The organism is Parabacteroides sp. D25 (genome assembly GCF_000307475.1).
In the GTDB taxonomy this organism is placed as follows: Bacteria; Bacteroidota; Bacteroidia; order Bacteroidales; family Tannerellaceae; genus Parabacteroides; species Parabacteroides distasonis.
The window spans coordinates 42,866-64,649 of the sequence record NZ_JH976505.1 but is presented as its reverse complement, the minus strand read 5'-3'; the positions used below and the strand labels follow the sequence as shown (position 1 = coordinate 64,649).

Genomic DNA, 21,784 nt, shown 5'->3' with positions numbered 1-21,784 from the left:
GCATCACTGCAACCCGGGTTGCAGTGACGCTACTAAATTATCCAATATTCTTACTCAACAACTTTCGGGCTTGCTCCTCCGTTAAATTCCGGCGGCTCGCATAATCTTTCAATTGCTCCTCATCGATAGAACCGATCATGAAATATTGAGAAGAGGGATGAGCAATATAAATTCCACTGACCGAAGCCGTAGGATACATGGCACCATTCTCGGTTAACGAAACACCAATTCGCGACATATCGAGCAATCCATCCAATGTGAAATTCAATAATTGATCCGGTAGAGAAGGGTAACCGATAGCCGGACGGATTCCTTGGTATTTCACCTTGTAAAGATCCGGGATAGACAAGGATTCGTCTTTAGCATATCCCCAATATTCTTTACGTACTTTCTCATGAAGATATTCGGCTGTAGCTTCCGCTAGGCGATCGGTCAAGGTTTGCAGCAACATTGAATTATAGGTATCGCCTTCTTCCTCAAATTTATCCTTCAAACAATCAGCGCCAGCTCCAGCGGTAACGACAAACGCCCCTACATAATCAGTTCGCTCCTCGGAAACCGGTATTACATAATCGGAAAGACATTTATAAATATTTTCCTCTTTTTTTACTTGCTGACGTAATAAAGGCAGCGCTATATCACCCATTCGGATCGTATCCCCTTCACTATTCGCTGAGAAAAATCCGTAAATCGCTTTACAATATTCAACCTTCATATTGACCAGCCGATCCAATAACCTAACAGCATCCTTGTATAATTGCATCGCCTCGGTAGCCTTCGCACGATCTTTTTCCGGGAATCCGGCCAACCAAGAGGCACGACAAGAATCGCAACCATGTATCTGGGAGATTTCCGAGAAACGGCCATTCAATTTCCATGCGCTAAAAAAGAAGGTCCAGTGGATATAAGGAATCACTTCTTCCAAGGGGATATAAGGGATAACATGTACCCCCATCCGGGCCGGAACAACCGGTGTATACCCGGTCCAATCTATTTCTATCGGATGCTTACGAGCCTCTGAAAGAGAAGCCAAGGTCTCTTTCTTCTGCCCTAAAGAGGCACGCAAGGCTTCTTGTTCTTGTTCCAACTCCCTGATATAAGCGTCACGGGTATCTGGATTCAATAGTTTGGCGGCGATCAACGGATTCTGTGAGGCATCCAGCACATGAATCACCGGATAATCATAATGCGGAGCGATCTTCACCGCCGTATGCAATTTGGAGGTCGTAGCGCCACCCACCATCATAGGAATCGTAAGTCCCGCTTTCTGCATCTCGTCTGCGACATGCGCCATCTCTTCTAAAGAAGGGGTTATCAAGCCGGATAAGCAAACCAGATCCGGTTTCTCCTCGATCGCTTTCTTTATGATCACATCTGCGGGAACCATTACCCCTAAATCAATCACCTCGTAGTTATTACAAGACAATACGATAGAGACGATATTCTTACCTATATCATGTACATCCCCTTTTACCGTAGCGAAAATCACTTTACCGGCCTTCGCGGAGCCGGAAGCTTTCTTTTCAGATTCAATGGCCGGTTGTAAAATAGCCACGGCCTTTTTCATCGTACGTGCGGTCTTCACGACTTGAGGGAGAAACATCTTTCCGGCACCGAATAACTCGCCGACCTTATTCATTCCGCTCATTAACGGACCGTCAATTATATCCACGGCATGCGGATAAATCCGCAAGGCTTCTTGTAAATCGTCCTCCAAATAGTCTCCGATCCCTTTGATTAAGGCATGTTCCAAACGCTCCTTCAATGAAAGCTCACGCCAAGCCTCATGCTTCTCCGGAGTTTCTCCGGAAGCTTGAACATGTAAATTTTGAGCATAAGTAATTAATTCCTCGGCAGCTTCCGGACGGCGTGCCAAGATCACGTCTTCCAACAAGGTACGGAACTCCGGCTCTATATCCTCATAAAGTACGGAGGTAGACGGATTCACGATACCCATATCCATCCCCTTCCCGATCGCATGATATAGAAATACGGAATGCATAGCCTCGCGTACATGATTGTTCCCCCGGAAAGAGAAAGATAAATTACTTACACCACCACTCACCTTCGCACCCGGCAAGTTCTTCTTGATCCATTCAACGGCACGGATAAACGCCAGACCATAGCCATTATGTTCCTCCATACCGGTAGCGATCGCCAATACGTTCGGGTCAAAAATAATATCTTGGGGATTGAAATCGATCTTCTCGATCAATAGGCGATAGGCCCGTTCACAAATCTCAATCTTTCTTTCATAGGTATCCGCCTGCCCCTTCTCGTCGAAAGCCATCACGACCGCAGCCGCACCCAGTTGCTTAATACGGGCGGCATGTTTAAGGAAGACCTCCTCTCCTTCTTTCAAGGAGATGGAATTCACGATGCTCTTTCCTTGCACGCACATCAAGCCTTCCTCGATCACTTCCCATTTAGAAGAATCGATCATGACGGGTACACGGGCAATATCCGGTTCGGAGGCGATCAAGTTTAAGAATGTCTTCATTTCTTTCACGGCATCCAACATACCATCGTCCATATTGATATCGATCACTTGGGCGCCATCCTCCACTTGCTTACGAGCGATCGTCAACGCTTCCTCATAACTGCCTTCTTTTATCAAGCGTAAGAATTTCCGAGAACCGGCCACATTACAACGCTCTCCCACGTTCACGAAATTATTCTCCGGTTTCACCTCCAGCAGTTCCAAGCCCGACAGCCACAGGCAATCCGGTTTCGGAGCCGGGATATGCGGTTTAGCTCCTTTCACCAACTCCGGATACCGGGAGATATGCGCTGGAGTCGTTCCGCAACAGCCTCCGATAATGTTCACCAATCCCTCTTCCACAAAAGGCTTCACATGTTGGGCCATTTTATCCGGCGTCTCGTCATAGGTACCAAAACTATTCGGCAATCCGGCGTTCGGATAAGCGCTGATATAATAGGGGGCATACTTCGCCAACTCTTGTAAATAGGGCTTCATATCCGCCGCTCCGAAAGAGCAGTTTAAGCCAACCGAAACAATATGTGTATGCTGTATGGAAGCTAAGAAGGCCAATAAAGTCTGTCCGGAAAATGTTCGTCCACCTTGTGCGGACAAAGTCAAAGACAACATAATCGACAGGTCTTTTTCTTTCTCTTTCAACACGACCTCAGCCGCTTCCAATCCCGCTTTTACGTTCAACGTATCGAAAGTAGTCTCGAAAAGGATGATATCCACCCCGCCGTCAACAAGTCCCTCGACTTGCTCCTTGTAGGCATTATACAAATCTTTATAAGTTACGGCACGATAAGCGGGATCACTTACATCTGGACTCATAGAAGCTGTCTTATTAGTAGGACCGATCGATCCGGCCACGAAGATCGTACGATCCGGATGCTCTGCCATATAGGTATCCGCCACTTCCCTCGACAATCGTCCGGCGGCCAGATTTATCTCACGTACATAGGCCTCCATCGCATAATCTGCCATGGAAATAGCGTTCGCGTTAAACGTATTCGTAGCGAAGATATCCGCTCCCGCATCCAAATACTGACGATGAATAGACTGGATTACATCCGGGCGGGTGATACACAATAAATCATTGTTCCCCTTCAACTGTCCCGGAAAATCGGCGAAACGTTCGCCTCGGTAATCTTGTTCGTTTAGTTTGAAACTTTGGATCATGGTACCCATACCACCATCCAAGATCAAAATGCGCTCATTCAAGAGTCGCAGAAATCGTTCCTTATTCATAAATATGTTTTACCTTTCTTGCGTACATATAACTATATCCCCGGAGGATCCATACCACAGCGATGGCGAAAAACAGACGGGTAGGCACCACCCAAAGAACGGGTACCCCTATCGCGGCAAAGATGATCGTATCTTCCAACAGGGAATGGCACACGGCCAAATGATGGTTCAGCAAGTTGCCGTCACCGTAAGACAACTTCCTCTGCTCCATTTGCTCTACCATAATAGCCCCGCCATAAGCCAGTCCGACCACATTACCTACCAACCACAAAAAAGCGGCATCTTGAGGCAAGCCAAATAATCGCATCAGCGGAGAAAAGACCGAGGACAATCCTTTCATTAGATTAAACTCTTCCAATATATAATGAAGGATCATTAAAGCCGTAACAATTATCAAAATAGAAATCACCACCTTCATCGAGCTGGTAAACCAAAGTACGAATACTTCCAACCAATTATCGCATACAGCCGCGCTTTGAGCGATCCCGACCTGTCCCCATCCTTCATGGGGCATTACCCAATTCAAAGAAAAGGCGATCACGAAACTCATGATCAAACGGAGCAGCGTCATCTCCCAGAAAGAAGACCCGGTCTTTGCCTGTACGGAGGATTCTACCATTAGATTATGGGAAGTAAGGCACATCAATGCCAATATCGTAGCTTCACGGACTCCTAAAGACATCGAGGTGATCAAAGCGATCGGAGCATATAATGGGGAGAATATACTGGTTATAAAAACAATGGCTGTCTCCCCCGGCAGACCCACCAACGAGAACACGGGCACTAACCAATCCGAGATCTGACCTAATATTCCGGAATATTGCAATATACGGACCAATAAAGAAATAGGCAAAATAATCTTTAGCAGCCATAAACACGTCTTGCCTGCTTTAGGCAGAGCTTTCAGGATACATCCCCAAACCCTACCGATCACGCCTTGCCCTGTTTCCATCTCGACTTATCGTTTGAAAGCCCGATCCATCTCCCGTCGGTCGTCACGTTCCCGGATGGAGTCTCGCTTATCATATTCCTTTTTACCTCGTGCGATCGCGACGACTACTTTCGCCAATCCTTTCTCATTGATAAACAAACGAGTGGGAACGATCGTAAAACCACTAGCACGAACCGCACCCTCGATCTTTCGTAATTCCTTTTTGGTAAGAAGTAATTTCCGGTCCCGCCGTGCGTTGTGATTATTGTACGTACCGTAAAAATATTCGGCGATGTACATATTCTTCACCCACAGTTCCCCTTTTTCCACGATACAAAACGTATCTACCAAACTCGCCTTCCCTAAACGGATCGATTTAATCTCCGTTCCGGTCAGTACGATCCCGGCCGTAAAAGTGTCGAGCAACTCGTAGTCGAACGTCGCCCGCTTATTCTTTATCTGTATGTTATTACTAATCTTCTCCTTCATCTTGTGTTATTCTGTCAAAAACTCAAACCGGGCATCAGCATCGATAACAAAATCTCGATAACTGCCGGAGTCAGTAATATAATGGCGGTTGTAAATCCTACGAACTTCAAGCGGATCTTCTCCTCGACTCCCATATACGGACCAGCGCCTTCCCAAACAATATAGAATGTATAAAGGATAAATATCCGCAAGAAGAAAAACTCGGGAAGCAACATCAATACGATATTCAAAGCGAACATCAACGACGAGGAATACCCGACGAAGCGCAACCACAGTTTCAAATCCTTCTCCCGTTTAAATATACCTTGCCATATCTCGTTCATCAGATAAGCCCCGAGGTAAAAACCACCGAACGAGGACACCAATGTCCGGATAGACGACTTCAAGGCCAGCTCTAAATCAAACTCCTTCCGCGTAAACAATACGCCCAGAAAAGCCGCAACAGTAACGAAGCCGATCAAAGGATACACGAATCGGGATAAGAACTCCTCCTGCTTCTCTCCTTTTTTCGCTAACAAGACCCACGCCTTCGCTGGCTGTGAGATGATAGCGATTACCCACCTAAATATCTCCTTATACATCTCTGTTTACTTTTAAATAGCAAAAGTATATATTTAATTCGTAAAACGCAACGTAAATACGTCGGTAGCCCCCCAAACACATGCGGTTGTATCCGCATTATAGCGTTCGGCATAATTTATTTTAAAGTTTATCTCATTTTGCCCCTCCCTGCTCTCTATCGCTTTGGCTTGGTCCAAAAACTTATCGATCGTAAAAGCGGTCGTATTGATCCATTTAGTGGAATCGCCGGTACCCCCCTCTTGGGTTACCCGGAGATATAGGTTATAGATCCGTTGTCCGTCATCATCTTTTTCCACCTCCTGATCAGGGTTATAGGATAAATTGAAAATATCCTTTTGGTCTACCTGATGATTTATATGTTGGGTTTGCAAGAAGAAACGTCCTTCCAAATAAATACTTTTCTTAAAGTCCAGCGTAACCAGACGCTCCTTGTCCAATACGACCGTAGTATCAGTTAATGTCTCATGCAAAGGCCATACAGCGACCGAATCATACTTATAAATCTCAGCGTTGTAAACACCATTGCCCAATTCCTCGCTAAAATTCGTCTTGAAATCAACCACGCAACAGTCACCCTCTTTCAAATCCGTCCGGTTCTCAAACTCAGAGGAAGAGACGATAAAGATATTCCCTTGATCATCTGCCGTATAGATACATCGCATAGGATTCTCACGTATCACTCCTACCCGATGATAATTGATGGAGTTACTTCCATCCCCCATACAAGAGGTCATTAAGAAAAACAAGGATAAAAATAAGCCGTATAAAATTCGCTTTCTCATCTTTTTTAGTTTATAAGTAAAGGATCTGTTACTCCCCATGTAAACTGGGTACTATCTTTCGGATTAATTTGATCGATATAATGAATCCGAACATACATATCCGCATCACGTCCACCTTGTTCTCGCATATCTTTGATAAAGTTCCCCAGATTAAAGGCATTGATAACCGCGATAGCCTCTTCTGCCTTGTCCTCCGGCTTTCCGGTCGTAGCGGCAGCCCGTAAATATAAGGAATAAATTGATTTCCGATTTTCAACAACTGGTTGTTGAGTCGGATCATAAGTCAGTTGCCAATTTAAAGCCCGGTCTTTTGTTGTCCAACAGGCGGAAGGCAAAAACAAATAATCTTCCAATTTGACGTACAGAACAGAGTCGTTCGGATTAACCGCAAGTATCGGTTGCTCATTTGTCAATAGTTTATGCGTATCCGTAAGAGGACTCTCAGCGTTTTGCTGGTTAACGGCGGTTTCCCCTTGTATCGTCACCGTATAATACCCTTTTTGTTCCGCATTCGTATTTTCCGGTAAGCTAGGATCATAATCAAAACTCACCAACAAGCATTTACCCTCTGAGTATGAGCTCAGCTTCGTCGAATAGATCCAACCGAACCGGGTATTAGCCATCATCAACGCGCTATCTCCATGTTGACGAACCACAGCGGCGGTCGTTCCCGGATTATAGACGTTATTTATGTCTTTTAGGCAAGAGGTAAACAGACCCATGATAACCGCCACCCAGACAAAACCTATTAAATTCTTGTATCTCATTTCACAATACTCCTCTTAAAGTACGCAAAGATACGATCTTTACCCATATACATAAAAAAAACGGCAAAAAAATAGGGCGTATCGATAATCTTCTTATCGGTACGCCCTCAACTTCTATACTAATTTCTTTATGAGTTTTTCACGACTTGGAATAGAACGGTATAAGAAGCCCATTTCAAATCCGTACTATCTTTTTCATTAATCGTATTTAGATAATTGACCTTAAGATTAAAAGACTTTGAATCTTTATTAGCCTCAGCGCTATTCACAGACTCCAATACAGACTTAACATTAAACGCACGGACTTCTCCTATGGATGATGCAGCAGAACCTGTTCCGTCCGCTACTTTAGCGACACGCAAGAACAAGTCATATGTCGGGACATTATCCACCATAGTAGGCTCCTTTGAACGATCCCAATATAAAGTATAAGAATTTTTCTGATCCTTAAACATATCCATTGTTATAAAGAAGAATAAATAACCGTCTACATACACCCCATAGTCGCCATTGCTAAATAGGTTTTTTACAGGTATCTCATTCTGAAGTAAGCTGGCCGAATCTGGCACATTATAAAAGACTGGCTGTCCTTTTGTTATCTCATCTGCCACAGAGATTGTCGCTGTTAAATAACCATTTGTCGCCGCATTCGCATTCTCCGGAGAATTTAGGTCTAATTCATAGTTGATCAAGTAACAAGCTCCGTCAACTACTTGTGCCGATAAAGACGGAGAGTATAATGCTCCCATATTTGTATTCAGTACCGTTTTATATGTCTTTTCAGAAAGACCTGCGACACCAAAGCCGGCACGAGTCACCGTATTATTCGATTCTCCAAGACAAGAGGTCAACAACAATAATGACGCAGCCGCCGCTGCTCCAATTAATTTAAATGCTTTCATAATTCAATTTTTCTATTTTTAAGTATTTGTATTTACACTGTTAATCTATCGAGTATTAAAAACCAAAACGAAATCCGAACTGAAGGCTCATGTTAAACGGCTTCTCCGAATGGATGGTTTCGATCTCGCTACCATTATCAAAATAATAGCTGGCTCCCACCTCTGCGAAAGCGCTTACGAAACGGATAATCGGATAACTTACGCCGGCACGGGCATTTACAGACCATAGCCATTCTTTCATTCGAATATGTTCACTTTGCTTTGCGATCTCTACCTCATCCGAGAATAATTTCATTCTACGTTTGCCAGCGACATTCATTTCCGCCATACCTCCGGCTGAGGCGTAAAACATAAAACGATTCCATTCCGCGATCTTATAAGTCAATGATAATGGAATTCCTATAAAATGCAATCGCTGATCATTCTCTATATGGTACGTATTATTCGTACTCCACTCCGATCTTAAGTAAGAATAAATTAATCCAGTCTGCAAAGAAAAACGATTATTCAAATAACGACTAATTGAGATACCCACCCCAATAGGCGTCTTATGATGAATATCCGTCTTAGCAGGATCTTTCTTCTCCGCATCGAACGAATTTAAGCTCATCAGATTCTCGCTCTTAAGCACACTGCTATTCGTCACATACTGAGGGACCAGATTATCAGCGCCCATGGAAAGACCTCCACCTCCCATACCGAACCCCCATTTCCGAGACGCGGTCTTCTCTGGCTTCTTTTTAGTAACAGGAGTAGCATCCGCGACAAGTACATCATTCTTGAGAACAACTATCTCATCATTATTCCTTTCAACCTCCGGTTCAACGGTATCTTTCTCATTCGCCGATCTATCAGCAGACATTACCTCCGACTCAGAAATAGGCCGATCCTCTGCACTCTCTACATTTTGCCGGAACGCTGCCATCCTAGCCTTAGCTCCCACTTTAACCGCTCCAGATGCCGCTTTTGCCTTCACGACCGCAGCAGCAGGAATAGTCGCTAATACGGGCGCTTGCTCCATCGTTTTCTCTATCGGAACAACCGGGGTATCCACGGATGTCGACTCTTGTGAAGACTGTATTTCTTGGGCTATAGGTAGATCTTCCATCTCCCTGTCATATAAATAGATACCACCCGATACGACCAATAAGGAGATCACGGCGGCGGCAACCCAGTAGCGAAGCGTACGACGCAAAGGAACCGGAGCCTTTCCGGGCAATCGATCGGCTATAGCCTCCCAGTCGCCGGGTAGCGTATCCATCTCGAAATCCTCTAGCTTCGACCGGATCGCATCATCCCATATATCTCTTTCCTTTTTACTCATCTTATCTCAATACAATGCGTTAATTCTACGTTGTAATAACTGCTTGGCACGGGTATATTGGGAACGGGAAGTACTCTCTGTTATGTTCAACATCTCACTGATCTCCTTATGAGAATATCCCTCTATCGCGAACATATTGAATACGGTACGGAAGCCAACCGGCAACTCCTTCACTAGATTCATCAACTCAGCCGCCGACATGTCCGAGATAGCCGAACTATCGGGTTGAATCAGTTCCGCCGTATTGTCAAGATCGGTCGCTTCACGCAACACATCCGACTTTCGCAGATATTCCAACGCACAATTAACAAAGATCTTCCGCATCCACCCCTCAAATGAACCACTCCCTGTATAGGAATCCATACTGGTAAAGATTTTCACGAAGCCATCCTGCAACAAATCACGAGCCGTTTCCCTGTCGTTCACATAACGAAGGCAAACTCCCATCATTTTTCGGGAATATGCATCATAAAGCTCTTTTTGAGCTCGTCTCTCCCCCTTCCGACAACCCTCTATCAGTTGTAGCTCATTCATTCAGTCGTGCCTTGAACGTCTCCCTTCTGGAGACTGTACAATATTAGGATGTAAATAATTAAACAAACGCTGCATTCCGTAGAAAAATTATTTCATAAACAGGGCGGACACTCCGGCCCGCCCTCACGGAACATCTGCAAAGATAAGATGTTCTTATGAATTTCCATGTTAATGAGCGTGAGTATGCTCACTTTTTTTCGCCGGAGGTACCGGACAACCGGCGCCATTATCTACCGGAACCGCTTCCATACCGATCTTTTTGAATGCCGCGGCCAAGCGGGTCTTCGAAGTCTTATCCGTCTTGTAAGTCACAATGGCCGTACGGGTACTCAGATCACATTTCAAGTCGGTCACTCCTTTCTCGAAAGCGATATTTTTCTCGATCTTCTTGATACAGTGATCACAATCCATCGCTTCGATAAAGAATGTCACAGAGTCCTTCTTCTTTTTCGCGTCTTGGGCGAATGTCATCGATACCGTACATACAGCACAAAACAGCAACATAATTAATCGTTTCATAATCAATCATTTTTAATATTAACAATTCTAATTATCCATTCATATCTACCAAAAGAAAAGCACCACTATAGGCATCGGGCTACACGTATATAGGCGTAGGGCCACACCAGTATACGCATAGGCCTACACGTATATACGTGCGGGCTTATACGTATATACGTGTCAATCCCTGCTTATATTAAAGCGGATACCCGCATAAATTTTCCGTCCATGCACCGGTCCCCACACCATAGATCCATCGAAGTTATCCCCTCTGGGATTGCTGGCATCGATAATCGGATTCGGTTGTTTGTAATTAAACAGGTTCTCCGCTCCCACGTAAATAGACCATTGACGGAAATATTTCGTAATCTGCGCATTCACTACCGTATAAGCCTTAAAATTCGGCTCCCATAACGGATTAGATGCATCCGGTGTCGGCATACGGCCACCTCCATTAAACTGGCTGGTCAAATCAAACTGCCATTTTTTCAACGGGGTTTGATAAGAAGCGGTCAATAAACCTTTATAATCACTAACCAACGGCTTTTTCAATCGATGCGCCACCCCCTCCTCATTCCGGTAATCGGTCTTCGCATCTGTATAACGATAAGCGGCCGTTAACGTAAATCCCCGGAAAAAAGGATAGGAAGCCTCCACTTGGAAGCTATTCGAATAGGAACGCCCATCCAGATTGTAGAAACGAACCGCATGAGGATCACTATCCATATCCACCACGATTTGCTTCAAGAAATCGGTATAATACCATTCCCCGCTCAAGCTCAGTTCCTTCCCGAACAAAGGTATATAAAATGACAGATTCAGACCGGTATTCCACGCTTCTTCTTGATCCAGATTGTCGGCGATATACATTTTTCGACTACTGGATAACAAAAAGTTGTTCTCTGCCAGCACATTCGCTGTCCGAAATCCTTTACCTGCCGAAGCCCGGATATGGAACCAGTCAAAAGGATTATATTTAATATGTACACGAGGGGTTACAAAGAAATCATACAACGTACTATAATCCGCACGTACACCCGCCAATAAGATCAGTTTATCATTCAGATTGAACGTATATTGGGCATAAGCTCCCGGCACGACTTCCGTACGGTCATAGGCATGACGGACCGACTCTCCTCCCGCATATTGAACCAGATTCTCGTCGAAACCATCATAGTTCATACTTAATCCGGTACTCAAGCTATGCATCGGCGTAAACTCCTTTTCATACAGCAAACTGGCATATACATTATTCTGATATACATTATAGGGCGTACGGTCATATCTTGATTTTTGCTCATGATAAGAACCGGAAAGTATCAATGCCACGCTCTCTACCTTTTCCTTATCGATAATATAGGCCTGCTTCGTAAATAATTCGGCCCGGTTCGTATTTAAATGAATCCGATACGGGTCGGTGAAATCATGGTGTTTCGTATCCTGCCCACCGGTACGGCTCTCATGCAGATAGCGAACTCCGTATTGAGCCACGTATTTATCCAATTTATGATACCAACGATTCATTACGTTCACCTGTTCCCTTAGCGGCGTATCGAGAAAACCATCGTCATTACCGTCATGTTGCATTTTATCATTCGAGTAGTGTACCAATAAACCGGTAGAGAGCTTGTCGTTGATATGCCAAGAAGCATCCGCATTCCCTTCATAACGCCCGGCATCACTAGCGAACACATTAGCAGAGAAAATATCCGCCGTAGGGGGCTTCTTGAATTCCACGTTGATTTGTCCGGCCAACGCCTCATACCCATTCTTAACCGAAGAGGTTCCTTTAGACACCTGAATACTTTCCATCCAAGCTCCCGGAACATAATCCAAGCCATATAAGGAAGCGGCCCCCCGGAAATTCGGGTAATTCTCGGTCAACATTTGTACGTAGGTTCCCGCCAATCCCAACAGCTTAATTTGCCGGGCACCTGTAGCCGCATCCGAGTACGATACATCGACAGACGGATTTGTCTCAAAGCTCTCCGCCAGATTACAGCAGGCCGCACGGCAAATCTCATCGTACGTAATTTTCTGAGTTTGCAATACGCTCGTACGGGAAGCGATGGTTCCCATCTTGCGCTCACTAACCACGACCTCATCCAAGGCGATCTCACCTTTTAAGATAATCTGCATAGCATCGTCCTTCTCATCCACAGGGGTGACCTCAGTCATATAACCGATATAGCTAACCACCAGATTCTTGGAGTCACCTTTTCGTTCTAACTCGAAATTTCCATCCACATCGGACGTGGTTCCATTTTGGGTTCCTTCCCAATATACATTTGCCCCGATAATAGGTTGTTTGTTTTCATCACATACACGTCCTTTCACTTTCTTGCCGGAATCCTCGGCCCAAGTCAAAGTAAAAGTCAAACAGAACAGTAAAAATATCAGATATAATTGTCTTAACATGATAGTTGTTATTTGATTGAATCGTTAAATACAGTTTCCGCAGGGATAGAGCATTCCCTACCTTAAAACCAAAGGGTATTCAGCGAGCAGCTTCCACCCTCACGAATACAATCAAATCAAAAGCGTAGTCAATAAAGAAAGGTACACACGAGGACAGGCTACGGGAGGACCTGTCACCCTAATCTCATAAGAATCAGCAAATAAGGAAGCGATTTGTAAACTCTCGAAAATAGAGGAGAAGAGCAAATCATGTACGACTGGTTGCAGATCCGGTACTTGTATATTTACAGAATTCCAATCAAAATCAACCCGTTCAATGCCACAGCCATTCATGCCACAACACTCCACCGTATTATTCGCAAGCTTATCACGACTATGATCATGTCCATGAATCTCACAGCACTTAGCTTCCAATAAAGCCTCCACTCCCTCTTTCTCGCAAACGCCACAACAATAAGATACGAAATTAACCCCCGCTCCCCCATAAAAGATTAAGGAAGCAAGAATTACAAGAAACAAGGATGTGGCAAATCGTCTCATATGCCGCAAAAATAAGCAAAAAAACTCGAAATCAAAATACTCCCTTTACTTGATAAATTTAGACAGGTAATAATAGGTATCCGGAGAAGGTTCACTCTCTATCCGGTAACGGGTGGAAGCCGTTACAGAAAATGTATACCCACGTTCAGACTCTACATCGATAGGAAGAAAAAGCTCGTTGCCATAAATATTCGTAGCTAATATGGATTTTGCCGAAGCTGTGTCGATCGAATCCGTCAATGAATAATAAACGGTATAAGTTAAATCCTGCTTTTCCGACACAGGTTTCTGCCAAGTTAAGTGCAACTCATCGTCCAAACGTTCCACTTTGATCCCCTCCGGTGCGGCAGGTACCGAATCATTCAGCCAAGTCAATGGAGGCAATTGGGCCGGATATTTATAGTAATTGTCTCTCAACTCTTTATAAAGTCCTTTATCATTATACAGGACATTTCCACAACGAAAGAACGCACAGCCGGCTCCTCCGTAATAACGACTATAATCGATCTGGTCCGTTATATCATTCACGGCCCAGTCCGCCTCACTCTTGTCCATTCGATAAGCTCCCAAGCCGGGTACGACCAAACGCCCGTTACAATTATCCACCCAATTATCCACGAAAGGAAAGAAATTCTTATGCAGGTAATACATCATCGGAACAATCATATCTTGTTTACCTTGTTGCATCCACATCTTAGGGTCTTGGAAGACACTTTCGTAAGCGGTCCAACCTGCGTTAGGTACCCGTTCAATACGATTATATTTCCCGAGTGGCGAACTACTAACCTGTACCCAAGGTTTCGTTTGCTTTACCCAATCGTAAATACGATAAACCATCCGGTTGATATTCTCCCTACGCCAGTCTGCCAGAGACTTTTTCTTACCGGATTTATTATACAGCGCTTTATCCGGGAATTTTTTCGCCTCTTCCGGATAGCGGATATAATCAAAATGGATGCCATCTATATCGTAGCCATTCACGATCTCCTTGACTAAGGATAAGATATAATCAGCGGTCTCCGGTACACCGGGGTCCAAATACCACTCTCCATTATGCCGTTTGCAGAGTTTTGGTTTCTTTTTAACCACGGAAAGCTTTCCTTGCTCCTTCACGCTTTTTTCCGTTCCCAACGGGAAAGTCACGAACCACGCATGACATTCCATTCCCCGTTTATGGCATTCATCAACGACAAAAGCGAGCGGATCATATCCCGGTAATTCTCCATACTTACCGGAGAATGTCTTACTGACTGGTTCGATAGCCGAACGATACATCACGTCTCCCCTTAAGCGAGCCTGAATGAAGACCATATTAAAATTCGCTTCTTGAAGCCGGTCCAAGATATCAAGCAATGCCTGTTGCTGGGCTTTTCGTCCCGCCTCGGTAGTAGCCGGTTTATGAGGCCAATCCAGACCATAAACCGTAGTCAACCAAACCGCACGAATTTCCTTTTTGGGAGGCTCCACCGCTTGTAACAGACAAAAAACGGGTAAAGCCAGCGACAGGATAAGCAACAGACAAAACTTTCTCATCTTTATAATGCCTTATTGAGCCCGCGAATGTAGTATTTTTTGAGTCTCTTCCGGTAAATCAGTCGTAATAAAATCGACTCCCATATCGATCATCTCTTCCATTAATTTAGGGTCATCTACGGTCCAGACATTCGAAGTCATGCCTAGGACTTTACAATCCTTCACCCAATCCGGATGAGATTGCAAGACTTTATAATGGTAGTCTAATCCTGTAAAACCAAGCTCTTTCAATTCCATCGGGGATAATTCTCCATTCAGATAAGAAACCTCAGATTTCGGACATAGACGGATAAATTCTTTACAAGCATCCATATTAAAAGATATGTAATCCGTACGTTTCGCTAATTTCATACGCTTTACCATTTGCACAGATAACCTTGCCGCATCTCGATTACGTTCCGGGGTATCATGGGATTTCAATTCAAATATTAACCGGATATTCTTCAATTTCTTCGCACGTTTCAAATATTGTTCCAAAGTAGGGAGCTTTTCGCCGTTACTCAATTGTAGATCCTTCAATTCATCGTATGTACAAGATTGGATATGTTTTCCTTGGATATCATTATCGTGGTAGACAACCAACACATTGTCTGCTGTAAGATGCACGTCGAATTCCGAGCCATAGGCACCAATTTCGCTAGCACGTTCCAAAGAGCGGATAGAGTTCTGGGCAGAGCCCTCCGTTTTCCAATACCCCCGATGGGCTATCACTTTCGTATTATCCTTTGCCGCTACCATTCCTGCCATCATCAGGCAAAGTAGCAAAAGAAGAGTAGATTTTAAATTCATGGTAAACTTGTATTTCAAGGCAAGAGGACAGTGTGTCATAATTTATGATATGGCACACCCTCCTCCCACGGATTATTTTCCGATCTCTGATAAATAACGTTCGGCCTCAATAGCTGCCTTACAACCACTTCCCGCAGCGGTAATAGCTTGACGATAATGGGGATCAGCGACATCTCCGGCGGCAAATACACCCGGAACTTTCGTGCGGGGAGTTCCCGGAACCGTCACGATATAACCAACCTCATCCGTATCTACCCATGGCTTGAAGATGTCCGAATTGGGTTTATGACCAATCGCCAAGAAGAAACCATCGATGGCGATATCCACTTTCTCCTCATCCGGCTCTCCCATACGTTTTACCAAATGAGTACCCTCCACGCCATTCTCTCCAAACAAACCTAAGGTATTATGCTCGAAAAGTACCGTGATATTCGGAGTTTTGAAGACACGTTCTTGCATTACTTTTGAAGCACGCAAATAGGGTTTACGCACGATCAAGTAAACCTGCTTCGCCAAACCAGCCAAGTAAATCGCTTCCTCACAGGCCGTATCTCCACCACCCACTACCGCTACCGTCTTTTTACGATAGAAGAAACCATCGCAAGTAGCACAAGCGGATACACCCATACCCGCATACTTATGTTCATCCGGAAGACCCAGATACTTCGCGGAAGCACCCGTAGCGATAATCAAAGTCTCCGTCTCGATCACTTTCTCGCCATCAATCGTAATTTTATAAGGAGCCTCACCCAAATCAGCGGCGGTAGCGATACCGAAACGGATATCCGCACCAAAACGGACGGCTTGTTTTTTTAAATCTTCCATTAACTCAGGACCGGTTATACCGTCCGGATATCCCGGGAAATTCTCCACCTCCGTAGTTGTCGTTAATTGTCCCCCCGGCTGTATTCCTTCATAAAGCACCGGAGATAAATTTGCACGGGAAGCATAAATCGCTGCCGTATAACCTGCTGGACCCGAGCCTATAATAAGGCAACGTACTTTCTCATTCTCTGAATCGCTCATAGTATCTAAGTATTAATTATCAATTTTCAATTCTCTATTATCGAAGGTCTATCACCTCTACGTCCGGATAATCCCCTTCGTTAAAAACAAAAAAACGATCTGGTTGGTTTATACCTGTTTTCAATTGGCTGATCTGGATCGTACTGCTAACGCCGTTTTTAGAAGTAACCGTGATACGAGCCGGGAAATTTGAATATTTCTCGATTTGCAACTCCACTTTCACGATATCCCCTTTTTTCTTCGGTGTCAATTCCACATCGTAAGCGGCTTTTCCGTTCGGTGCCGTACTCTCGCCTTTATAAGCCGCCGTGAATCCCTTCTTATAACTATTTAATAAAAGAGCGGGATTTGTAAATTGCAACTCCTCTCCCGTAGGATTCGTCACGTTCACCTCATCGTTCCGTTCCACATACGTCCATTGCGTCGTACCATTAAACCAAGTAAGCGCCTCCGGCGTAACTAATGTAAACTTATCACCTTTCATCTGGATGGTTCCCTCAAAACTCTCTCCCGCATTCTGACCGGCAGAACGGGTAAACATCGTAAAAGAAGCACTTATCCCATTTGAATTCTCATAAGCAGCGGCCGCCTTCCTCAAGATATCATTCGCGTTCTGGGCATGTGCCCCCAATCCTAGTCCCAACAGGAAACACAAGAATAATCCGACAAACGCACTACACCGCCACACTCTTATTTTATGTTCTCTTCTCATATTTATTTCAAAGCATTTAATACTTGCTCCAACGAATACTCATCTTGCACCAATACTTGACGGGCCTTACTTCCCTCAAACGGGCCAACAATACCGGCAGCCTCCAATTGATCCATCAAACGTCCGGCACGATTATAACCGATAGCGAATTTACGCTGGATCAAAGAAGTAGAACCTTGTTGCTGAATCACGATCAAGCGAGCCGCCTCATCAAATAAGGGGTCTCGATCTGATAAATCGACAGCTCCCGAAGTCGATGCCTCCCCCCCTTCCGGTACATAGTCCGGAAGCAGATAAGCGGTTTGGAAGCCAGCCTGCTCACCGATATAATCCACGATATCCTCCACCTCGGGCGTATCTACAAAAGCGCATTGCACACGAACCGGCTCTTGTCCCGCCACGACAATCAACATATCGCCCCGTCCGATCAAACGGTTAGCGCCCGGAGCATCCAGAATCGTACGTGAATCGATCATAGAAGCAACCTTAAAGGCAATACGGCTCGGAAAGTTACTCTTGATCGTACCGGTAATCACCTTTGTATCCGGGCGTTGCGTAGCCAAGATCATATGGATACCTACCGCACGGGCCTTCGCCGCAATACGAGAGATAGGCAACTCGATCTCACGTCCGGCCACTGCGATCAAGTCGGCAAACTCATCCACCACTGCCACGATATAGGGTAAGAAGCGATGTCCCTTCTGCGGGTTCAACCGCCGTTCGATAAACTTAGCGTTGTATTCCTTTATATTACGAACATTCGCGTTCACCAGTAAACGGTACCGGTCTTCCATCTCGATCACCAACGAGTTCAATGTAGCGACAGCGTCAGCTGGCTCCGTAACGATCGGCTTCTCCGCATTCGGAAGTTTCGCCAGATAATGACGTTCTATCTTGGAATAGATACTAAACTCAACCATTTTCGGGTCTACCATCACGAATTTCAACTCCGATGGATGCTTCTTATATAATAAGGAAGTGATGATCGCATTTAGACCGACAGACTTACCTTGCCCCGTAGCACCGGCTACCAATAGATGCGGTGTCTTACAAAGATCGAACATGAACACCTCGTTCGTAATCGTCTTACCCATCGCCACAGGCAACTCATACTTACCCTCAACGAATCGGCGTGAAGCGATAACAGATTGCATCGATACCGTCTGAGGATTCTTATTCGGCACCTCGATACCGATCGTTCCCTTTCCGGGCATCGGAGCGATAATACGGATCTGCAAAGCGGATAAACTCAAGGCGATATCATCCTCCAAGTTCTTGATCTTAGAAATACGGACACCCGCCTCGGGTACAATCTCATAAAGCGTAACCGTAGGTCCGACTGTTGCCTTGATCGAGGCGATCTTGATATTGAAATCTTCCAAGGCTTGCTTGATCAAGCGTTGGTTTTCTGCCAATTCGTCCCGATTGATCTCCATGCTCCCACTATCATACGCTTTCAGTAAGTCCAAGGTAGGAAATACATAACGGGAAAGATCCAAACGGGGATCATACGTACCCAAGGCCGAAGCATCGTAGGTTTCATCATTACCGGCGGCAACCTCCACCGTGAATCCAGCATCCTCCCCATCCTCTGATTCCGGGGTATTTATCTCATCTGTCTTTTCGCATATAGGATCGTCGTCACCTTTAGCGATCGTAACTACTAAATCATCACCAGCGACCTCTTCCTCCTGATATTCCGGTTCTGTTTTACGGTTTTCTTTCCCTTCGGCCTCCAACAATTCAGCCTCCGTATCAAACTCTTCGTAATCATCCATTTCGGGTTGTTCATCCGGTTGCTCTACGACAGGCTTAGAGCGAGGAGTTACAACATCCTCTTTTTGCGTCTGCTCCACTTCTACCTCATCCTCTTTCTTCTCACGTTTCAAACGGTTCCTTACCCAGCCCAAAGAGAATACGCACTGTAAGAACGGGATTGTCTTCTTACTGGTAAAAATTGCGATGATTAAGAATGAGCCTAATAAAAGCAAGATCGTTCCGGGAATTCCGATATTGGTAATAAACATCTCCGAGATGTAATATCCGTGTTGACCGCCTAGATAAATAAACGTATCCTCATATCCCTTGATAAATATGAAAGCAAAAAACACAGATCCCCAGATCAACGCCGAAGCACTGAACAAGAAACGTCTCAACAAGGATACTTTATTTAAATTCATGAGTTTCGCCCCAACCGATCCCAAGAAAAAGAGGATCATAAAAGAAGAGATACCGAACCAACGGTTCATCAATAGATCAGACAAATACGCCCCGCGTACGCCCGTCCAATTCTCTACCGATCCTCGATTGGTCAACAAATCCCCTAAAGGAACATTCTCTATTTTACTTTGATCGGCGGCTCCTGTAAAGAAAAACGAAATCAAGGCAAGCCCTACGTAAATGGTTAGTATAGAGATAATCAAACCTGTAATGAAACGGGTCCGTTCATTTGTAAAAAAAGTCTTCAAGGCTGCGAACCAGCTCGGCTCTGTATGATTTTGCTTCGTTGTTGTTGTCTTCTTTGCCATAAATAGTTTCTCAATAATTCTTTTATAACACGCAAATGTACATAGAAAAATCGAGTCTGACGAACCTTTGAAAAAAAGACGTACGTGTTTTCTGAAAAACATGTACATGTTTTCGCGGAAACACGTACATGTTTTTGGGGATAGATTTTAACGGCATTAAATAGATCTGTGCATCTCATGTCCTTCTACATAGATCGCACTATAAGGACGAGATGGACAAAGGTACTCGCAAGCACCACAACCAATACAAGTTTCCGTATTGATCACCGGGATCTTTAACGACTTCGGATCTGCAGGATCTTTCGCCACCATCTGGATCGATTTTGTCGGGCAATGGCGTTCACAATTACCACAACTCATACCGTCCGTATTGACAATACAAAGATCTTTTACCCATACGGCATGACCGATCTGTATAGCAGATTTGTCTTCTTTCGTAATCGGTTTGATCGCTCCCGTCGGGCAAACCTCCGAACATTTCACACATTCCGGACGGCAATACCCTCTATCGAATGCCATCTCCGGCTGCATCAGTTTCATCAGATCCGTAGATGGACGCAGGACATGATTCTCGCAGACAGATACACAAAGCTGACACCCCGTGCAATGTTGGGCCAGATTCCCAATACTCAAGGCTCCGGGAGGAACCAATGACGCCAAACGATTCGGCTCTTTACGTTCTTTAATCGGCGCAAAGCCTCCGTCTTTCTTCATCTCCACATAATCCTCCAGCTTTTTCTGCTGAGCATGCAAAACAGAAGACATGGCTACCAATGCCGTAGCTGACAAGGCTCGACGGCGGGAAACATCCGTAGTGTCCTTCGTTGAGGATTCTTTTACCGAAGTAGCTTTATCAGCCTTGTGTGCCCTCGTATACGAAATCGCGCCTTGACGGCAATTATCCAAACAGTCCATACAAGTCACGCAACGGCTATAATCGATCGCATGATTCTTAGAGTCGATGCAAGAAGCCTTGCATTTACGTGCGCATAATCCGCAACCATTACATTTATCGGTATCAATGCGAGGTTTAAGTAAAGCATACTTCGACAAAAAACCGAGAACCGTACCTACCGGACAGATCGTATTACAATATGTACGTCCATTTCTCCAAGCTAAAATCACCAATATGACAAAGCTCAGAATAGCGATTCCCATCGTAGCCAGGCTACGCACCCATACATCCACCGAATAGAATGCGTAACTATCCATACGTTCTGCGAAATAGGCCAATAGATTGTTGCCCTCTTGATAGATTGGCGCAAATAAATTAGAAGCGATACGCCCATAAGCGCTATAAGGCGAAATCAACGCTACCAAGGAACCGATACCAGCGATACAAGCCAATATAAAAATAACCAAGGTTCCATAACGCACCCACTTCAATGCGGGAGAATAGGAAAAGCGGTATTTCTTCCGTTTACTAGCAAACCACGAAATGATATCTTGCAATACCCCTAAAGGGCAGATAACGGAACAATATACACGCCCCAATAAAAGAGTCAAGATTATCAACCCTACCACAACACCGACATTCAAAGCCAACAACGCAGGCCAAAACTGTATCTTTGCCAACCATCCGAACCAAGCGTGAATCGTACCCGTGAAATCAAGAAATAACAGGGTTATCAGCACAAAGCAAAAGGTGGCGGCGAATATTCTTATTTTTCGTAACATAATTTTCCGTTTGTTTAAA

18 protein-coding genes are annotated in these 21,784 nt (G+C 44.7%); all 18 read right to left on the bottom strand.

Annotated elements, in window-relative coordinates; all coding sequences use genetic code 11:
• Positions 1 to 37: 37 nt before the first annotated feature.
• Entirely contained in the window at positions 38 to 3,730 is a 3,693-nt protein-coding gene (gene metH, locus HMPREF0999_RS14800; RefSeq protein ID WP_009276265.1) for a methionine synthase, read from the bottom strand.
• The gene (locus tag HMPREF0999_RS14795) at positions 3,723 to 4,682 is read right to left on the bottom strand and encodes a nucleoside recognition domain-containing protein (RefSeq protein WP_005855462.1); all 960 of its coding nucleotides are present in this window, start codon (positions 4,680 to 4,682) and stop codon (positions 3,723 to 3,725) included. Before HMPREF0999_RS14795 ends, metH begins: the two co-directional genes overlap by 8 nt.
• A gap of 6 nt (positions 4,683 to 4,688) precedes the next feature.
• Entirely contained in the window at positions 4,689 to 5,150 is a 462-nt protein-coding gene (gene smpB, locus HMPREF0999_RS14790; RefSeq protein WP_005855460.1) for an SsrA-binding protein SmpB, read from the bottom strand.
• Between the two features lie 14 nt (positions 5,151 to 5,164).
• A complete protein-coding gene (locus tag HMPREF0999_RS14785; RefSeq protein ID WP_005865193.1) occupies positions 5,165 to 5,731 on the bottom strand; it encodes a YIP1 family protein in 567 nt (188 codons plus the stop codon).
• Between the two features lie 33 nt (positions 5,732 to 5,764).
• A complete protein-coding gene (locus HMPREF0999_RS14780) occupies positions 5,765 to 6,514 on the bottom strand; it encodes a hypothetical protein (protein ID WP_008778525.1) in 750 nt (249 codons plus the stop codon).
• Between the two features lie 5 nt (positions 6,515 to 6,519).
• Positions 6,520 to 7,281 carry a hypothetical protein gene (locus HMPREF0999_RS14775; protein ID WP_009276264.1) on the bottom strand — a complete coding sequence of 254 codons (762 nt, stop codon included), beginning with the start codon at positions 7,279 to 7,281 and terminating at the stop codon, positions 6,520 to 6,522.
• A gap of 128 nt (positions 7,282 to 7,409) precedes the next feature.
• Positions 7,410 to 8,183, bottom strand: a complete 774-nt coding sequence (locus HMPREF0999_RS14770) for a hypothetical protein (RefSeq protein ID WP_005865187.1) — start codon at positions 8,181 to 8,183, stop codon at positions 7,410 to 7,412.
• 55 nt (positions 8,184 to 8,238) lie between these two features.
• The gene (locus tag HMPREF0999_RS14765; protein WP_009276263.1) at positions 8,239 to 9,507 is read right to left on the bottom strand and encodes a porin family protein; all 1,269 of its coding nucleotides are present in this window, start codon (positions 9,505 to 9,507) and stop codon (positions 8,239 to 8,241) included.
• A gap of 6 nt (positions 9,508 to 9,513) precedes the next feature.
• Positions 9,514 to 10,041 (bottom strand): RNA polymerase sigma factor, encoded by a 528-nt coding sequence (locus HMPREF0999_RS14760; RefSeq protein WP_005865183.1) that lies wholly within the window; start codon positions 10,039 to 10,041, stop codon positions 9,514 to 9,516.
• A gap of 168 nt (positions 10,042 to 10,209) precedes the next feature.
• Positions 10,210 to 10,560 carry a cation transporter gene (locus HMPREF0999_RS14755; RefSeq protein ID WP_005855446.1) on the bottom strand — a complete coding sequence of 117 codons (351 nt, stop codon included), beginning with the start codon at positions 10,558 to 10,560 and terminating at the stop codon, positions 10,210 to 10,212.
• A 162-nt stretch (positions 10,561 to 10,722) separates the two neighbouring features.
• Entirely contained in the window at positions 10,723 to 12,960 is a 2,238-nt protein-coding gene (locus HMPREF0999_RS14750) for a TonB-dependent receptor plug domain-containing protein (protein ID WP_005855444.1), read from the bottom strand.
• A gap of 111 nt (positions 12,961 to 13,071) precedes the next feature.
• Positions 13,072 to 13,500 carry a hypothetical protein gene (locus HMPREF0999_RS14745; RefSeq protein WP_009276262.1) on the bottom strand — a complete coding sequence of 143 codons (429 nt, stop codon included), beginning with the start codon at positions 13,498 to 13,500 and terminating at the stop codon, positions 13,072 to 13,074.
• Positions 13,501 to 13,545: 45 nt separating this feature from the next.
• Positions 13,546 to 15,033 carry a glycoside hydrolase family 10 protein gene (locus HMPREF0999_RS14740; RefSeq protein ID WP_005855440.1) on the bottom strand — a complete coding sequence of 496 codons (1,488 nt, stop codon included), beginning with the start codon at positions 15,031 to 15,033 and terminating at the stop codon, positions 13,546 to 13,548.
• Between the two features lie 12 nt (positions 15,034 to 15,045).
• Positions 15,046 to 15,822 carry a glycerophosphodiester phosphodiesterase gene (locus tag HMPREF0999_RS14735; protein ID WP_010184752.1) on the bottom strand — a complete coding sequence of 259 codons (777 nt, stop codon included), beginning with the start codon at positions 15,820 to 15,822 and terminating at the stop codon, positions 15,046 to 15,048.
• A gap of 72 nt (positions 15,823 to 15,894) precedes the next feature.
• The gene (gene trxB, locus HMPREF0999_RS14730; protein WP_009276260.1) at positions 15,895 to 16,848 is read right to left on the bottom strand and encodes a thioredoxin-disulfide reductase; all 954 of its coding nucleotides are present in this window, start codon (positions 16,846 to 16,848) and stop codon (positions 15,895 to 15,897) included.
• 37 nt (positions 16,849 to 16,885) lie between these two features.
• Positions 16,886 to 17,560, bottom strand: coding sequence for a LolA family protein (locus tag HMPREF0999_RS14725; protein ID WP_009276259.1), 675 nt, complete (start codon positions 17,558 to 17,560; stop codon positions 16,886 to 16,888).
• Between the two features lie 2 nt (positions 17,561 to 17,562).
• The gene (locus HMPREF0999_RS14720) at positions 17,563 to 20,088 is read right to left on the bottom strand and encodes an FtsK/SpoIIIE family DNA translocase (protein ID WP_009276258.1); all 2,526 of its coding nucleotides are present in this window, start codon (positions 20,086 to 20,088) and stop codon (positions 17,563 to 17,565) included.
• A 156-nt stretch (positions 20,089 to 20,244) separates the two neighbouring features.
• A complete protein-coding gene (locus tag HMPREF0999_RS14715) occupies positions 20,245 to 21,765 on the bottom strand; it encodes a 4Fe-4S binding protein (RefSeq protein ID WP_009276257.1) in 1,521 nt (506 codons plus the stop codon).
• Positions 21,766 to 21,784: the final 19 nt, after the last annotated feature.

Bases quoted from the DNA above. Each gene is read 5' to 3' on its own strand.
- HMPREF0999_RS14740 (WP_005855440.1), bottom strand. From the start codon at position 15,033: ATGAGAAAGTTTTGTCTGTTGCTTATCCTGTCGCTGGCTTTACCCGTT.
- smpB (WP_005855460.1), bottom strand. From the start codon at position 5,150: ATGAAGGAGAAGATTAGTAATAACATACAGATAAAGAATAAGCGGGCG.
- trxB (WP_009276260.1), bottom strand. From the start codon at position 16,848: ATGAGCGATTCAGAGAATGAGAAAGTACGTTGCCTTATTATAGGCTCG.
- HMPREF0999_RS14735 (WP_010184752.1), bottom strand. From the start codon at position 15,822: ATGAATTTAAAATCTACTCTTCTTTTGCTACTTTGCCTGATGATGGCA.
- HMPREF0999_RS14765 (WP_009276263.1), bottom strand. From the start codon at position 9,507: ATGAGTAAAAAGGAAAGAGATATATGGGATGATGCGATCCGGTCGAAG.
- HMPREF0999_RS14780 (WP_008778525.1), bottom strand. From the start codon at position 6,514: ATGAGAAAGCGAATTTTATACGGCTTATTTTTATCCTTGTTTTTCTTA.
- HMPREF0999_RS14715 (WP_009276257.1), bottom strand. From the start codon at position 21,765: ATGTTACGAAAAATAAGAATATTCGCCGCCACCTTTTGCTTTGTGCTG.
- HMPREF0999_RS14775 (WP_009276264.1), bottom strand. From the start codon at position 7,281: ATGAGATACAAGAATTTAATAGGTTTTGTCTGGGTGGCGGTTATCATG.
- HMPREF0999_RS14720 (WP_009276258.1), bottom strand. From the start codon at position 20,088: ATGGCAAAGAAGACAACAACAACGAAGCAAAATCATACAGAGCCGAGC.
- HMPREF0999_RS14760 (WP_005865183.1), bottom strand. From the start codon at position 10,041: ATGAATGAGCTACAACTGATAGAGGGTTGTCGGAAGGGGGAGAGACGA.
- HMPREF0999_RS14745 (WP_009276262.1), bottom strand. From the start codon at position 13,500: ATGAGACGATTTGCCACATCCTTGTTTCTTGTAATTCTTGCTTCCTTA.
- HMPREF0999_RS14750 (WP_005855444.1), bottom strand. From the start codon at position 12,960: ATGTTAAGACAATTATATCTGATATTTTTACTGTTCTGTTTGACTTTT.
- HMPREF0999_RS14795 (WP_005855462.1), bottom strand. From the start codon at position 4,682: ATGGAAACAGGGCAAGGCGTGATCGGTAGGGTTTGGGGATGTATCCTG.
- HMPREF0999_RS14755 (WP_005855446.1), bottom strand. From the start codon at position 10,560: ATGAAACGATTAATTATGTTGCTGTTTTGTGCTGTATGTACGGTATCG.
- HMPREF0999_RS14725 (WP_009276259.1), bottom strand. From the start codon at position 17,560: ATGAGAAGAGAACATAAAATAAGAGTGTGGCGGTGTAGTGCGTTTGTC.
- HMPREF0999_RS14770 (WP_005865187.1), bottom strand. From the start codon at position 8,183: ATGAAAGCATTTAAATTAATTGGAGCAGCGGCGGCTGCGTCATTATTG.
- metH (WP_009276265.1), bottom strand. From the start codon at position 3,730: ATGAATAAGGAACGATTTCTGCGACTCTTGAATGAGCGCATTTTGATC.
- HMPREF0999_RS14785 (WP_005865193.1), bottom strand. From the start codon at position 5,731: ATGTATAAGGAGATATTTAGGTGGGTAATCGCTATCATCTCACAGCCA.